Origin of the sequence: Pseudomonas sp. RIT778 (assembly GCF_019718735.1) — a bacterium.
GTDB classification, from domain to species: Bacteria; Pseudomonadota; Gammaproteobacteria; order Pseudomonadales; family Pseudomonadaceae; genus Aquipseudomonas; species Aquipseudomonas aphyarum.
This window is the reverse complement of the sequence record NZ_JAIHBA010000049.1, coordinates 1-14,975: the sequence shown is the minus strand read 5'-3', so window position 1 is coordinate 14,975 and position 14,975 is coordinate 1. Positions and strand designations below refer to the sequence as shown.

15 protein-coding genes are annotated in these 14,975 nt (G+C 62.5%); 8 read left to right on the top strand and 7 right to left on the bottom strand.

The genetic code is table 11. The features are described from left to right. The 4 genes from K5E37_RS27085 to K5E37_RS27070 all read left to right on the top strand — a co-directional run. On the top strand, nt 1-831 hold an 831-nt coding region (locus tag K5E37_RS27085; protein WP_221535629.1), incomplete at its 5' end, for a metal ABC transporter substrate-binding protein. Beyond that, a complete protein-coding gene (locus tag K5E37_RS27080) occupies nt 828-1,571 on the top strand; it encodes a metal ABC transporter ATP-binding protein (protein ID WP_221535628.1) in 744 nt (247 codons plus the stop codon). The genes K5E37_RS27085 and K5E37_RS27080, both read left to right, overlap by 4 nt. Further along, nucleotides 1,571-2,470, top strand: coding sequence for a metal ABC transporter permease (locus tag K5E37_RS27075; RefSeq protein ID WP_003226663.1), 900 nt, complete (start codon nt 1,571-1,573; stop codon nt 2,468-2,470). Before K5E37_RS27080 ends, K5E37_RS27075 begins: the two co-directional genes overlap by 1 nt. Then, nucleotides 2,471-3,370 (top strand): metal ABC transporter solute-binding protein, Zn/Mn family, encoded by a 900-nt coding sequence (locus K5E37_RS27070; protein ID WP_221535627.1) that lies wholly within the window; start codon nt 2,471-2,473, stop codon nt 3,368-3,370. A 114-nt stretch (nt 3,371-3,484) separates the two neighbouring features. Here K5E37_RS27070 and K5E37_RS27065 read toward each other — a convergent pair whose 3' ends face one another. The 5 genes from K5E37_RS27065 to K5E37_RS27045 form a co-directional block, all read right to left on the bottom strand. Next, the gene (locus K5E37_RS27065; RefSeq protein WP_007917715.1) at nt 3,485-3,709 is read right to left on the bottom strand and encodes an MbtH family protein; all 225 of its coding nucleotides are present in this window, start codon (nt 3,707-3,709) and stop codon (nt 3,485-3,487) included. 83 nt (nt 3,710-3,792) lie between these two features. Beyond that, nucleotides 3,793-5,205: an aspartate aminotransferase family protein gene (locus tag K5E37_RS27060; protein WP_207983524.1), complete on the bottom strand. Its 1,413-nt coding sequence runs from the start codon at nt 5,203-5,205 to the stop codon at nt 3,793-3,795. Nucleotides 5,206-5,347: 142 nt separating this feature from the next. Continuing rightward, on the bottom strand, nt 5,348-5,833 hold the full coding sequence (locus K5E37_RS27055; RefSeq protein WP_007955803.1) for a GNAT family N-acetyltransferase: 486 nt from the start codon (nt 5,831-5,833) through the stop codon (nt 5,348-5,350). A 106-nt stretch (nt 5,834-5,939) separates the two neighbouring features. Next, complete coding sequence (locus tag K5E37_RS27050; protein WP_085607083.1) at nt 5,940-7,262, bottom strand: ATP-binding protein; 1,323 nt, start codon at nt 7,260-7,262, stop codon at nt 5,940-5,942. Beyond that, nucleotides 7,262-7,942: a response regulator gene (locus K5E37_RS27045; protein WP_085607085.1), complete on the bottom strand. Its 681-nt coding sequence runs from the start codon at nt 7,940-7,942 to the stop codon at nt 7,262-7,264. Before K5E37_RS27045 ends, K5E37_RS27050 begins: the two co-directional genes overlap by 1 nt. 296 nt (nt 7,943-8,238) lie before the next feature. Between K5E37_RS27045 and K5E37_RS27040 the strand changes: the two genes are divergently transcribed. From K5E37_RS27040 to dsbG, 4 genes are all read left to right on the top strand, one after another. Further along, nucleotides 8,239-8,910: a hypothetical protein gene (locus tag K5E37_RS27040; protein WP_221535626.1), complete on the top strand. Its 672-nt coding sequence runs from the start codon at nt 8,239-8,241 to the stop codon at nt 8,908-8,910. A 124-nt stretch (nt 8,911-9,034) separates the two neighbouring features. Next, a complete protein-coding gene (gene dsbD, locus K5E37_RS27035) occupies nt 9,035-10,765 on the top strand; it encodes a protein-disulfide reductase DsbD (RefSeq protein ID WP_221535625.1) in 1,731 nt (576 codons plus the stop codon). Beyond that, entirely contained in the window at nt 10,765-11,637 is an 873-nt protein-coding gene (locus K5E37_RS27030) for a TlpA disulfide reductase family protein (protein ID WP_085607091.1), read from the top strand. Before dsbD ends, K5E37_RS27030 begins: the two co-directional genes overlap by 1 nt. After that, nucleotides 11,613-12,383, top strand: coding sequence for a thiol:disulfide interchange protein DsbG (gene dsbG, locus K5E37_RS27025; protein ID WP_085744935.1), 771 nt, complete (start codon nt 11,613-11,615; stop codon nt 12,381-12,383). The genes K5E37_RS27030 and dsbG overlap by 25 nt, the downstream gene beginning before the upstream one ends. Before the next feature lie 32 nt (nt 12,384-12,415). Here dsbG and K5E37_RS27020 read toward each other — a convergent pair whose 3' ends face one another. Continuing rightward, nucleotides 12,416-13,228 (bottom strand): alpha/beta fold hydrolase, encoded by an 813-nt coding sequence (locus K5E37_RS27020; RefSeq protein WP_221535624.1) that lies wholly within the window; start codon nt 13,226-13,228, stop codon nt 12,416-12,418. Nucleotides 13,229-13,418: 190 nt separating this feature from the next. Continuing rightward, the coding region (locus K5E37_RS27015; RefSeq protein WP_221535623.1) for an amino acid adenylation domain-containing protein at nt 13,419-14,975 on the bottom strand (1,557 nt) is incomplete at its 5' end.

Here is a 14,975-nt window from a genome sequence, read left to right as displayed (position 1 = left end):
CGCCTGCGCATCGGCATTACCCTGCATCCGTATTACAGTTATGTGGCGAACATCGTCGGCGACAAGGCCGAGGTCGTGCCGCTGATTCCCGCCGGCTTCAACCCGCACGCCTACGAGCCGCGCGCCGAAGACATCAAGCGTATCAGCGGGCTGGACGTGATCGTGCTCAACGGCGTCGGTCATGACGACTTCGCCGACCGCATGATCGCCGCCAGCGAAACGCCGAACATCAAGACCATCGAAGCCAACGAAAACGTGCCGTTGCTGGCCGCCACCGGGGTTGCCGCGCGCGGTGCCGGCAAAGTGGTGAACCCGCACACGTTCCTGTCGATCAGCGCCTCGATTGCCCAGGTCAACAACATCGCCCGGGAATTGGGCAAGCTCGACCCGGACAACGCCAAGACCTACACCCAGAACGCCCGCGCCTACGGCAAACGCCTGCGGCAGATGCGCGCCGACGCCCTGGCCAAACTGACCCAGGCGCCGAACGCCGAACTGCGAGTGGCCACGGTGCACGCCGCCTATGACTACCTGCTGCGCGAATTCGGTCTGGAAGTCACCGCCGTGGTCGAGCCGGCCCACGGCATCGAGCCGAGTCCGAGCCAGTTGAAGAAAACCATCGACCAACTGCGCGAGCTGGACGTGAAAGTGATCTTCTCCGAGATGGATTTCCCGTCCACCTACGTCGAAACCATCCAGCGTGAATCCGGTGTGAAGCTGTACCCGCTGTCGCACATTTCCTACGGCGAATACACCGCCGACAAGTACGAAAAGGAAATGACCGGCAACCTCAACACCGTGGTTCGGGCGATTCAGGAGTCCGGCGCATGACGGCTCAGGAAAACCTCTCAATCACCCATAACGGCCCGACCCTGGATTTCGCGGACGTCAGCCTGACCCTCGGCCGCACGACGATCCTCGACAAAGTCACCTTCCAGGTGCAGCCCGGCAGCGTGCATGCGCTGGTCGGCCCCAACGGCGGCGGCAAGAGCTCGCTGATCAAAACCCTGCTCGGGCAGATGCCCCATCAGGGCCGGCTCAGCCTGCAATGGCCCGGCGAACCCGGCACCATCGGCTACGTGCCGCAGGCGCTGGAGTTCGATCGGGGTCTGCCGATGACCGTCGATGATTTCATGGCCGCCATGTGTCAGCGTCGCCCGGCCTTTCTCGGCTTGAGCAAACGCTACGCTGGCGCTATCGGTGATGCGCTGGAGCGGGTCGGCATGCAGGACAAGCGCAAGCGCCGGATGGGTGCGCTGTCCGGTGGCGAACGCCAGCGGGTTCTGCTCGCTCAAGGCCTGATTCCGGCCCCGCAATTGCTGGTGCTGGACGAACCGATGTCGGCCCTCGACGAAGCCGGGATTCAGGTCTTCGAGCGATTGCTCGGCGACTGGCGTGCGGCAGGCATCACGGTGCTGTGGATCGAGCACGATCTGGAAGCGGTCGGGCGTCTGGCCAATCGCGTCACCGGCCTCAACCGCCGCGTGCTGTTCGACGCCACGCCGCAACAGGCCCTGACCCCGGAACGCCTGCTGACCCTGTTCTCAACCCATCCACGGAGCGCTGCCTGATGAGTTACGAAGCCTTTCGTTTGATGGTGCAAGGCTGGGCCTCCTCCGGTTACTTGCCGGAAGCCCTGGCCTACGGGTTTGTGGTCAATGCGCTGCTGGCCGGTCTGCTGATCGGCCCGGTACTGGGTGGTCTCGGCACGCTGGTGGTGGTCAAGCGCTTCGCGTTTTTCTCCGAGGCGGTGGGCCACGCGGCGTTGACCGGCGTGGCCATCGGCATCCTGCTCGGCGAACCCTACACCGGCCCGTACGGCAGCCTGTTCGGCTACTGCCTGTTGTTCGGCATTTTGCTCAACTACCTGCGCAACCGCACCGGCCTGGCACCCGACACATTGATCGGCGTGTTCCTGTCGGTGTCCCTCGCCTTGGGCGCCAGCCTGCTGCTGATTCTGGCGGGCAAGATCAACGTGCACATTCTGGAAAACGTGTTGTTCGGCTCGGTGCTGACGGTCAACGGTAACGACCTGCTGGTGCTGGCGATTGTCGGCTCGCTGGTGATGGCGCTGGCCCTGCCGCTGTACAACCGGATCATGCTCGCCAGCTTCAACCCGCAACTGGCGGCGGTGCGCGGCGTCGCGGTGAAAACCCTGGATTACCTGTTCGTGATTCTGGTGACGCTGATTACGGTTGCTGCAGTGAAAGTCATCGGTGCGATTCTGGTCGGTGCGCTGCTGGTGATTCCGGCAGCGGCAGCGCGTCTGCTCAGCCAGTCGCTCAAGGGCTTTTTCTGGTGTTCTGTGCTGATCGCCACGGTCAGTACGCTGTGCGGGATTCTCGCGCCGATCGTGTTCGACCTGCCGATTCCGTCCGGCGCCGCGATCATTCTGGTCGCCGGTATCGCCTTCGCCCTCGCCGCGATTGCCCGGGGCGTCGTCCCCAGTCTGAAAGGGAACCTTGGATAAATGGCTTTTTCATTGCGACAACTGACCCTGGCCATCGCCCTCAGCGGCGCGGTTTCGAGCCCTCTGCTGGCTGCCGAGAAACCGCTGCGGGTGCTGGCCTCGTTGCCCATCACTTACGGCCTGGGCGAAGTCCTGCTCAAGGGCACCGACATCAGCCTCGAGCGCGCGGCGCCGGCGAATCTGCCGGGCAGTCGCCAGACCGCCTACTTCACCGGGCGCGGCGCCCCGGCGCTGAGCAAACTGGCCACCGGCGCCGATGCGGTGATCGGTGTGCGCTCGCTGTGGGCCGATGATCCGCTGTACCCGATCGCCCGCCGCAGCAACATCCGCATCGTCGAAGTCGACGCTGCCCGCCCGGTGGACGGCGCCCTGCCCGGCATTGCCGTGCAACCGGGGCTCAAGGTCGACGGTTTGAACAGCCAGCCGTGGTTGGCGAGCAACAACATGGGGCGCATGGCCGACGTGATGGCGGCGGACCTGGTGCGCCTGGCGCCGAAGGACAAACCGAAAATCGAGGCCAATCTGGCGGCACTGAAGCAGCGCCTGCTGAAGCTCAGTGCCGACAGCGAGGCGCGTCTGGCCAGTGCCGACAACCTGAGCGTGATGAGCCTGAGCGATCACTTCGGTTACCTGATCGGCAGCCTGAATCTGGAATTGATCGGACAGGACGCGCGACCGGATGCCGAGTGGACGCCGGAAGATCTGAAAAAACTGACCGCCACCCTGAAAGACAATGACGTGGCGGTGGTGCTGCACCATCGGCAGCCGTCGGACGCGGTGAAAGCGGCAATTGCCGAATCGGGCAGTCATCTGCTGGTGCTCAGCACCGATGCGGCGGATCCAGTGGCAGAGCTGGAAGGCAATGTGGATGTGCTGCTCAAGGGCCTGGCCGGCGCCTGAGGAGAAGTGATCGTTCCACGCTCTGCGTGGGAACGATCATCAAGGCCGATCTTTCGGACATGAAAAAACCCGCTGACTGTTTCCAGTCCAGCGGGTTTCTTTTTGGCTGAAGACTTACTGTGCAGCCGCTTGCGCTTCCATCTTCTGGCGCAGGCTCAGCGGGCGCATGTCGGTCCAGACTTCTTCGATGTAGGCCAGGCATTCCTTTTTCAGGCCACTCTTGCCGACGGTGCGCCAGCCTTCCGGCACGGCCTTGTAGTCCGGCCAGATCGAGTACTGCTCTTCGTGGTTGACCACGACTTGAAAGAGGATGTCCTCGCGGTCGAATACTGACGTCATGCTGTGTCTCCATCGCTGTAAGGGTGGGCTGCACGACGGGTGCAGCCGGGTATGTAGAAAGAACGTTCGACGCGGCGAAAAATTTACAGGCCGGCAGTCGCGGCGCTCAACGCACGACCGAAGATCTCGGCGACACGGTCGACTTCTGCGGCGGTGATCACTAGCGGCGGCAGGAATCGCACCACCGCACCATGCCGACCGCCCAGCTCCAGAATCAGCCCGCGCTTGAGGCATTCGCGCTGAACCAGCGGCGCCAGGCGCGCGAAGGCCGGCGGATGGCCCAGTGCGTCCGGCGTGCCGTTCGGATCGACCAGTTCGACACCGAGCATCAGGCCACGACCGCGAATGTCGCCCAGTTGCGGAAAGTCACGCTGCAGGATGTGCAAGTGCTCGCTCAGGCGTTCGCCCATCGCAGCGGCGTGTTCGCAGACCTTGTGCTCGACCAGATAACGCATCACCGCAGAACCGGCGGCCATCGCCATCTGGTTGCCACGGAACGTACCGGCGTGGGCCCCCGGCTGCCAGGTGTCGAGCCAGTCGCGATAGACCACCACCGCCAGCGGCAGGCTGCCGCCGATGGCTTTGGACAGCACCACCACGTCCGGAGTGATGCCGGCGTGTTCGAAGGCAAACATCTTGCCGGTACGGGCGAAGCCGCTCTGGATTTCGTCGATGATCAGTGCCACGCCAGCCTTTTCAGTGATGCGACGCAGACCACGCAGCCACTCGATGTCCGCCGGGATCACACCGCCCTCACCCTGCACCGCTTCGACGATCACCGCTGCCGGCAATTGCACGCCGGCCTCGGGATCATTGAGCAGGTTTTCCAGGTAGCTCAGATTAGCCTTCACCCCCGCCGCGCCACCGAGGCCGAACGGGCAGCGGTAGTCGTACGGGAACGGCATGAATTGCACGCCGTTGCTGAGCAGCGCACCCAGCGGCTTTTTCGGCCCCAGGCTGCCCATCAGGCTCAAGGCCCCCTGGCTCATGCCGTGGTAACCGCCGGTAAACGACAGCACGGTGCTGCGCCCGGTGGCGGTGCGCACCAGTTTCAGCGCAGCTTCCACGGCGTCGGTGCCGGTCGGGCCGCAGAACTGTATTTTCGCTTCCTTGGCCAATGCAGGCGGCAACAGGCCAAACAGGTCCTGCACGAACTGGTCTTTCACCGGCGTGGTCAGGTCCAGGGTGTGCAGTGGCAGTTCATCGGCCAGCACCTGCTGGATCGCTTCGATCACCACCGGATGGTTATGCCCCAGCGCCAGAGTGCCAGCACCGGCCAGGCAATCGATGAAGGTACGACCTTCGACGTCTTCGACGTACAGACCTTTGGCGCGCTTCAACGCCAGCGGAATCCGGCGCGGGTAGCTGCGGGCATTGGATTCCTGCTGGCTCTGACGGGCCAGCAACGGCGATTCATTGAACTGATACAGCGTTTCAGCCGGCGCGGAGGCGATCCGGGCCGACGACTCTTCGATAAGGCTGGTGGCGACTGACATCTCTCGACCCCTCAATACGCTATGGATAGTGACCAAAACTGCACACCGGGCAGGTGCGCGTTCCGGTCGCGGGGCGCACATGCTGGTTTTCCTGTTCTGGAAACGCACCAGCGTGTCGAGGATTTACACCCTTGATCGAATGTCAGGCCGACAATGGCAGTGGCTTGTGCATCGGCAGGCTCAAAACACCGTGATGCGAGAAGGTAGACGCCGCTTCGCGATACCCCAGGCGCCGGTAGAACGCCTCGCCGGTTCGCGTGCTGGCGAGCGTGACGCAAGGCCGGCCACGAACCCGCAGCCAACCCTCGAGATCGCCCATCAGCGCGCGGCCCGCGCCCCGGCGAAACCACTCCGGCTGCACATGACAGAACGTGATTTCGCCATTGGCTGCGGCCATGCCGACCCCGACCGGCTTATCGTGAAGAAGCGCGATATTCAGATAGAGATGCGGATCAGCGAGCCAGCCGCTGATGTGTTCCGCCGATTGTCGGCGAACCCAGCGGTCGACCAATTGGGGATCGTTGCGATGGTCAAGCGCGCAACCGACGCGGATCGAGCGTTCGAGAATCCGGCTGATGAGGCCGGCGTCGGCGGAGGTGGCGGGACAGATGTGGATGGGTGCTTCCATGGCGCTGTTTCCCTCAATCCATTGAGTCAAAGGCTGGGGCGACAATAACGTCGCGGCCGGCGGATGACTAATGGAGAGAGGTTACATTTGATGTGCCTGGCAAATGTCAGACCGGTTGCAGCGGCATGGTCAGCTCTACCCGCAGACCATCCGGGCGGCTGTCGAAATGCAGGGTGCAGGCGCAGCGTTGAACGATGGCCTGGACAATCGCCAGCCCCAATCCGCAGCCGGTGCTCTGGCCGTTGCGCCAGAAGCGCTGGGTCAGATGTTGCAGATCATCCGGGGCAATGCCCGGCCCGTGATCGCGCACCACGAAACGCACGCGATTGGCGGTGGTTTCCAGGCTCAGCTCCACCGCGCCGTCGGTCGGGGTATGACGCAGGGCGTTATCCAGCAGGTTGCGCAAGGCTGCGATCGACAGCACTGCCGGCATTTGCAGGGGCGCACCGGATACGTGTTCAGGCAGGTGCAGCCTGATCCGCTGGCGCTGGTCGCTGGCCGAATCCTGAATCGCCAGTTTCGCCACCTGTTCGGCACTGCATTGCACACCGTCGTCGAACGACAGACTGCCCTCGACCCGGGCCAGCAACAGCAATTGCTCAAGGGTCCGGTGCAGACGGTCGGCGCCCTCCTCGGCCCGGGCCAGGGACTGATCGCGGGCGTTGCCTTCGGTCATGCGCGCCACTTGCAGGTGGGTCTTGATCGCCGTCAGCGGGCTGCGCAATTCATGGGCGGCATCGCCGGTCAGGCGACGTTCGCGTTCGATCGTCTTGCCGATGCGCTGGAACAGTTGGTTCTGGGTTTCGAGCAGCGGTTTCAGTTCGCTGGGGAATGACTGCAGCTGCAGCGGCTCGAGCGAATCGGCATTGCGGCGCATCAAAGCTTCACGCAAGCGATTGAGCGGCGCCAGGCCCTGCCCGATCCCCAGCCACAACAGGCACAGGCAGCCCAGCAGCGCCACGCCCACCGGCACCGAGGCCGCCAGCAGGATCGACATGTTCAGGGCTTCGCGCTCGATTACCCGGTCGGCGGTGGTGATTCGCACATCACCTCGGGCCAGCGTGAAGCTGCGCCATGGCGCGCCATCGATCATCTGATCGTGGAAGCCCATCTTCTGGGCTTCCAGCGCCTGTTCCGGGTTGTTGTGGCTGCGGGCGAGGATTTCCCCGCGCAGCGAACTGACCTGACAGGCCATCCCGCCGGGAATGTTCAGTTGCTCGGCGCTGAAGTGAGTGCCTTCGCCTTTGCTCGGGATGGCCGGCAGTTGTTCCAGCAGCCCGGCGACCATCCGCGCCGACGCCACCAGGCGCTGGTCGAGGGAAAACATCATCTGGTTGCGCAAGTCGCTGAGCATCCAGGCAGCCGCCAGTGCCCAGATCAGCGCGAACGCGGCGCCGAGGGTCAGGCTCAGGCGCAGGCGCAGACTCATCACTTGTCAGGTTCTCCACCATCGGCCGGGCCGAGGCGATAGCCCAGACCGCGCACGGTTTCGACGATGCCTTTACCCAGTTTGCTGCGCAGGTGATGGATGTGCACGTTGAGTGCGTTGCTCTCCAGTTCATCGTTGAAACCGTAGACGCTGTCCTTCAACTGCTCGGTGGACAGCACCCGGCCACGGTTGTGCAGCAAGGCTTGCAGCAGGGATTGTTCGCGACGGGACAGGTCTACCGAACGGCCCGCCAGCGTGGTTTCCCGACTGCTCGGGTCGTAGGTCAGCGCGCCGTGTTCGATCAGGTTGACGCTGCGCCCGGCTACCCGGCGCAACAAGGTTTGCAGACGGGCGAACAATTCACGCAGGTCGAACGGCTTGAGCAGGTAGTCGTCGGCACCGGACTGCAAACCGTCGACACGGTCGGTGACCGAGTCCCGCGCGGTAAGGATCAGTACCGGAATCTCCAGGCCCTGCTGGCGCAGTTGCTGCAGCAGTTTGAGGCCATCTTCGTCCGGCAGGCCAAGATCGAGCACCATCACGTCGAATTCGGCAACCTTGAGGATCGCCCGCGCCTTGGAGGCGGTGTTGACGTGCTCGACCGTCAGGCCTTGCGCCGTCAGCCCGGCGACGATCCCGCTGGCGATCAACTCATCGTCTTCGCAAACCAGTACGTGCATGGGAGCTCCATGAGAAAAAACGCGATTCAAGCAGGAGAGGATTAAGCGGCAATTATGGACACTGCCCGCGCCAAGGAAAAGCACGATCCCGACGTATACGACCACGGGCGAGGTCTTTCTCAACGCCAATTACTGCAACGACAACTAACAAGTTAACAGGCAACAACTTGCCCCCCAATGTCACAAACAGCAATCACTAAATCAGTGCAAAACCACTGTTTGCCGATATAACCTCCAACTGCAAAACATACAAACATCAAATCAAACAACTATCATTCTTCAGAAGCAAACATCAAATGTCCAAACTTAACAACTTCGTCGCCATCGACTGGCGCTCCGGCCCTGACCGGATTTACTTCTTCTTCAAAGATACTGATCAATTCTCCCGTTACAACAATGGCGATGAAAAAGTACCCAACGAATATCCAAAACCGATCAAGGGAAACTGGCCAGGTTTCGATGCCTATGCCAAGCACCTGCGCTTCGGATTTACGCAAACAAGGGCAGGCGACAAGGACATTGCCTGGTTGTTCTTCTACAACGGTGATCGCCCGTGGGTGTGCGCCTATGACCAGGACAATGACAAGGCTGATGCCTTTTACGATCTATCCAACTCTCTCTGGACGCCGATCCTGCCTTACTTCGACAGAATCGTTGCCGGCACCTGGCTGGAAGCCATTGGACACAAGTACGAGTTTCTTTTCCTGTTGAATGACGGAACTCGTCTGACATTCCACACTGTGACGCAAAAAATCAATCACCAAGCCAATGCAATACTGCCCGGACTTGCACCTTATAAAGATCGCCTTGTTACTGCGGCGCAGATTGATCCGACGTTCAGCGATAACCTCTGGTGCATCTTCCTGACCAATGACCAGTTTGTGGTTTTCAATATGCAAAAAGGCGCTGTCGAGGGAGGTGTGCGCAATGTCAGTGACACATTCGCCGGGTTAACCCGCGGTCTCTGATTCCCTCATTCGTTTGCAATGCTGCAGCGTCTCGCAGGTTCGACGCATGGATAACTCCGGTTAATCATCGGTTAATCGCCGCACGCCACTGTGCCCCTCAATTGCACAGGGACAAGGCTCCTCCATGCGTCATTTTTTTCTATTGTTTGCACTGTTGATTTCGAGTCTGGCCCAGGCAGGTAATGATCCCTTTGCATCAAAACCGGAGTTCTTGCCGGTCGACAAGGCGTTCGTACTGACCTCGGAACGTCTGGATTCCGGTGAGACCCAGCTGTTCTGGCAAATTGCCGACGGTTATTACCTGTATCAGAAGCGTCTGAAGTTCGACGGGCTGGCGACGCAAAACGTGCCGGCCCTGCCCGAAGGCGAGTCCCACAGCGACGAGTATTTCGGCGAACAGCCGGTTTATCGCCAGGGCCTCGAGCTGAAAATCCCGGCAGCCGCACAGGGCCAGATCAAGGTCAGTTATCAGGGCTGCGCCGACGCCGGTCTTTGCTATCCACCACAAACCAGAGTGATCGACCTCGGCGGCAAAGCCGCAGCAACGACGGATGAAGCGCCGGATCAGGCACTCGCCAGCGGTCTGCAACAGCACTCGCTGGGCTGGAGTCTGCTGGTGTTCTTCGGCCTCGGTCTGCTGCTGGCATTTGCGCCGTGTTCTCTGCCGATGTTGCCGATTCTGGCGGGCATGGTGGTGGGCAGCGGCGCCACGCCACGTCGCGGTTTCGCGCTGGCCGGCAGTTATGTGGTTTGCATGGCGCTGGTGTATGCGGCGATGGGCGTCATCGCCGCGCTGCTGGGGGCCAACCTGCAGGCGTGGTTGCAGAACCCGTGGCTGCTCGGGACGTTCGCGGCGGTGTTTGTGGTTCTGGCGCTGCCGATGTTCGGCTTCTTCGAGCTGCAATTGCCGGTGGCCCTGCGGGATCTACTGGAACATGCCTCGCGCAGTCAGCGCGGCGGCAGTCTGATCGGCGCGGGCGTATTGGGCGCGCTGTCCGGTTTACTGGTCGGCCCGTGCATGACAGCACCGCTGGCCGGTGCCCTGCTCTACATCGCGCAAAGCGGCAACGCGCTGCACGGCGGTCTGATCCTGTTTGCCTTGGGCATCGGCATCGGCGTTCCGCTGCTGTTGCTGGTAACCGTCGGCAATCGCTTCCTGCCCAAGCCCGGCGCGTGGATGAACCTGCTCAAGGGCGTATTCGGTTTCCTGTTTCTCGCCACGGCGCTGCTGATGCTGCGACCGGTGCTGGATCCGTCGCTATGGCTGGGTCTGTGCGGCGCACTGCTATTGATCGCCGCTTACAGTGCCTGGAAACAGTCCGACGGCTTCGGTCGCGTGGCTCACCTGTTCGGTGCCGGTTCGCTGTTGCTGGGCTTGTGGGGCAGTCTGCTGGTGGTCGGTGCGGCAGGCGGCAGTGACGATCCGTATCAGCCGTTGCAGGTGTACAGCGCCGGCCGCATCGGATCTGCGGCGCCCAGCGGCCACGAAGCCTTCACGACGATCAAGGATCCCGCTGCCCTGCAACGCGAGCTCGACACCGCCAAAGCGCAGGGCCAGTGGGTGCTGCTCGATTACTACGCCGACTGGTGCACGTCGTGCAAAGTCATGGAGAAACAGGTGTTCGGCCAGGCGCGGGTGATGCAGGCACTGAGCGATGTGCGCTTGCTCCGACTCGACGTCACCGCCGACAATGCCGCCAGCCGCGAACTGCTCGGCCGTTATAAAGTGCCGGGGCCACCGAGTTTCGTGTGGATCGGCGCCGACGGCGAAGAGCGCCGCAGCCAGCGCATCACCGGCGAGGTCGATGCCGATACTTTTCTGCAACGCTGGACCACCACCCGAGACGCCCGTTAATGCTGACCTTCACCCTCGGCACCTTTGCCATCGCACTCAACCACTTGCTGCTGATTAGCGCGCTGGCGCTGGCGACCTTCGTCGGCTGGCGGGTGGCCAAGCGCGGCGGTGACAACCCCGAGTCGGCGCTGTTCAGCCTGTTTCTGCTCGGCATGCTGGCGGCGCGCATTGCGTTTGTCGCTGTGTACTGGGGCCACTATCGCAATGATCTGTGGCAGATCATCGATCTGCGCGACGGCGGTTTTCTCGCCTGGCCGGGGGTGATCGTGCTGTTGCTGGCGGCGCTGTATCGCGGCTGGCGCCGGCCGGGCTTGCGTCGCCCGCTGGGGTTCGGCGTGGTCAGCGGCGTGGCGTTCTGGGTGCTGGCGACCCTGTCGCTGAACATCTACGAGCAAGGCACACGCCTGCCGGACATCACCCTGCGCAACGCCGCCGGGGAAACCGTGAAACTCACCGACTATCAGGGCGGGCCGCTGGTGATCAACCTGTGGGCCACCTGGTGCCCGCCGTGCCGCCGGGAAATGCCGGTGCTGGAAAACGCCCAGCAACAACGCCCGGACCTGACGTTCCTGTTCGTCAACCAGGCCGAAAGCATGCAAAGCGTCGCCACGTTTCTCGAAACCCAGGGCTTGAGCCTGAACAACGTGCTGTTCGACCGCAGCGGACGCCTCGGCCAGGCCGTGGGTTCCATGGCCCTGCCGACTACGCTGTTCTATAGCCCGGACGGTCGCCTGCTGGGCAGCCATCTGGGCGAGTTGTCGAACGCCAGCCTGGCCCGCGCCCTGGAAAACTTCGACACCCCGGGTTCCAGCCCGAACCCGGCCACCACTTCTTCAAGGAAACTGCCATGCCCCGCCTCCGCCACCTGCTGACGCTGACCATGAGCGCAGCCCTGCTGCACTTGCCGTCGGTCCAGGCTGCTGAAGAACTGCCTGAAGCGATCAAGAAGATCGAAGCCAAGGGCGCGAAAATCGTCGGCCAGTTCGACGCGCCGGACGGCTTGCGCGGTTACGCCGCGCAATACCAGAACCGCGGCATGGCGCTGTACCTGACGCCGGACGGCAAGCACGTGCTGCTGGGCAATCTGTACGACGCCGACGGCAACGACCTGAGCAGCGCGCCGCTGCAAAAACTGGTGTACGCGCCAATGGCCAAGGAAGTCTGGGCCAAATTCGAAGCGAGCAACTGGATTCAGGACGGCAACAAGGATGCGCCGCGCACCGTGTACCTATTCAGTGATCCGAACTGCCCGTATTGCAACATGTTCTGGGAACAGGCCCGCCCATGGGTCAAGGCCGGCAAGGTGCAGTTGCGGCATATCATGGTCGGCATCATCCGCGAAGACAGCCCGGCCAAATCCGCCGCCCTGCTCGCCGCCAAGGACCCGAGCAAAGCCCTGGAGGATCATGAGAAGGCCGGCAAGGCCAGCACCCTCAAGGCCTTGAAGGACATTCCGGTCACCGTGCAGACCAAACTTGCGGCGAACATGCAGTTGATGGAAGACCTGGACTTGCAGGCCACCCCGGCGATCTTCTACATGGACGACAAGGGCGAACTGCAACAACAGCAAGGCGCGCCGACGCCGGACAAACTGGCGAAGATTCTCGGCCCGAAATAAAAAAAAGCCCACGCAATGCGTGGGCGTTTTCGTTACTTCAGCTCAGCCAGAAACTTCAGCAGCGTGTCGGTCACGAAGGTTGGATTCTCCAGATTGGAGATATGCCCCGCCTCCGGCACCAGCACATATGGGCAGCCAATCAACTCAGCCATTTCCCGTGCTTCCGACGGCGGGCGTGGCTTGTCCTGATCGCCGCAGACCACCAGCGTGGTGGCCGCATTCAACTCGCCCAGACGCGGCAACAGATCGTCACGGCCAAAGGTGATCCGCCCCATCGGCACGATGCTGTCACGCAGGCGGTCAGCCGAATACCCGGCCAGTTTTGCGCGGAAGTCCTGATACAGCGCCGACTCTCGATCGATGCCCGGGCGAAAGAAGATCGGCACCACGATATCCAGCAGTTGTTCGGAGATCCCACCGCTTTCCTCGATCTGTTTGAACAGCGAGAAATAGTACTGGCGGGTCGGTTCCGGCTCGACGCCGACGTAAGTGTCCATCAGCACCAGACCGTTGAGCCGCTGCGGTGCCGACAACGCCAGACGCACGCCCCACATGCCGCCGACGGACAGCCCGACCAGCGTCACCCGATCGATGTCCAGATGATCGAGCAAGGCCAGTGCCTGACGGGCGATGTCGTCCAGCGAAGCGGTGCCTTCAGGCAAGCGACCGGATTCGCCGTGCCCCCACAGATCCAGTGCAATCACCCGATAGTGCGCCGATAGCGCTGCGATCTGCGGCGCCCACATGGCCTGGTCCCACAGGTAGCTGCCAGCCAGCAACACCGCCGGGCCTGTGCCTTGATCAATGTAGTGAAGCGCCTGTCCGTCAACTTCGAAGAAAGCCATCGATCACCCCCGCGACAAAAAAGAGAACCGGCAGACTGGGCTGCCGGTTCGGGATCGTCAACCGTGTAAATGTCTAAAAATGTACCGCACCTAATCGCGAGCAGGCTCGCTCCCACAGGGGATCTGTGATCGACACAAAACCATGTGGGAGCGAGCCTGCTCGCGAAGAGACCGGTACAGGCACCAGAGATTAAAGCCCCTCCAGCTCCGCCATCAGGTCATTCAACCGATCAACCTTTTCCTCGGTAATGTCGCTGGCCGCCAGCCCTTCGATGTACCCGGCCAGTTCCTCCACCGTGCTGCACTCGAACATCGCCCGCAGCGGCACGTCCCGTTGCAGAGCTTTCTGCACCCGCGAGGCGATTTGCGTGGCAAGCAGCGAATGGCCGCCGAGTTCGAAGAAGTTGTCACGTACCCCGACCTTCTCGACCTTCAGTACCTCGGCCCAGATATCGGCCAGGGTCTGCTCCAGCTCGCTGCGCGGCGCCAGGTAATCCTGGCTCTGCAACTGGCCGATCTCCAGCACCGGCAAGGCCTTGCGGTCGAGTTTGCCGTTGGCGTTGAGCGGCAACCGGTCAAGCCACAACCAGTGCAGCGGCACCATGTATTCCGGCAGTTCGGCGCGCAGGCGCTGCTTGATCCGCTCCAGGCGTTCGCTCTGATTCAGTGCGGAATCTGCGGCCACCAGGTAGCCGACCAGATGCTTGCCGTTGACGCCTTCCTGCACGCCGACCGCCCCGTCACGGACTTCCGGTTGCTCGTGCAGACGCGCCTCGATTTCACCCAGCTCGATCCGGTAACCGCGGATCTTCACCTGATGGTCGACCCGGCCGACGTACTCCAGCACCCCGTCACTGCGACGGCGCGCCAGGTCACCGGTGCGATACAGACGCTCGCCCGGCGCACCGAACGGATTCGGCACGAACACCGGCGCGGTGCGCAACGGATCGCTGACATACCCGCGACCGACCCCGGTGCCCGCCACGCACAACTCGCCCACCGCACCCAACGGCACCAGATCCAGCGCGCCATCGAGCAAGTACAGCAAGTTGTTGTCGGTCGGCGTACCGATCGGCAGGTAACTGCCGCGAGTCGAGGCCAGGTCGACGCGGAAGAACGCCACGTCGTCCGAGCATTCCGCCGGGCCATAGGCGTTGACCAGACCGATCTCCGGATAACGCAGCAGCCACTGGTGCGCCAGTTCCGGCGGCATTGCTTCACCGGTCGGCAGCATCCAGCGCAGACCGTCGAGGCTCAAACGATCCGAAGCGAGCATGCCCTGGATCAGCGACGGCACGCTTTCCAGCACGGTGATGCCCTGCTGTTGCACATGCACCAGCAAGCCTTGCGGATCGTGGGCGATGGTGTTCGGCACGATGTCCACCCGCGCCCCGAACAGCGGCGCGGCGAGGAACTGCCAGACCGAAATGTCGAAGCTTTGCGAAGCGGTCTGGGCGATCACATCGGCGTCGCTCAGGTTCAGGTACGGCACCTTGCTCAACTGGTTGTTGAGCATGCCGCGCTGTTCGACCATCACGCCTTTCGGCAACCCGGTGGAGCCCGAGGTGTAGATCACGTAGGCCAGGTTGTCCGGGCCGCTGAAGATGTTCGGATTCGCCGACGACACCGCGCCGGTCTGAACCTCTTCCCACACCAGCAAGCGTGGACGGTTGGCGCAGCTGAACTCATCCAGCAAGGTCGTCGCCTGTTCACGGCAAGCTTCGGTACACACCAGCACCGGCGTGCG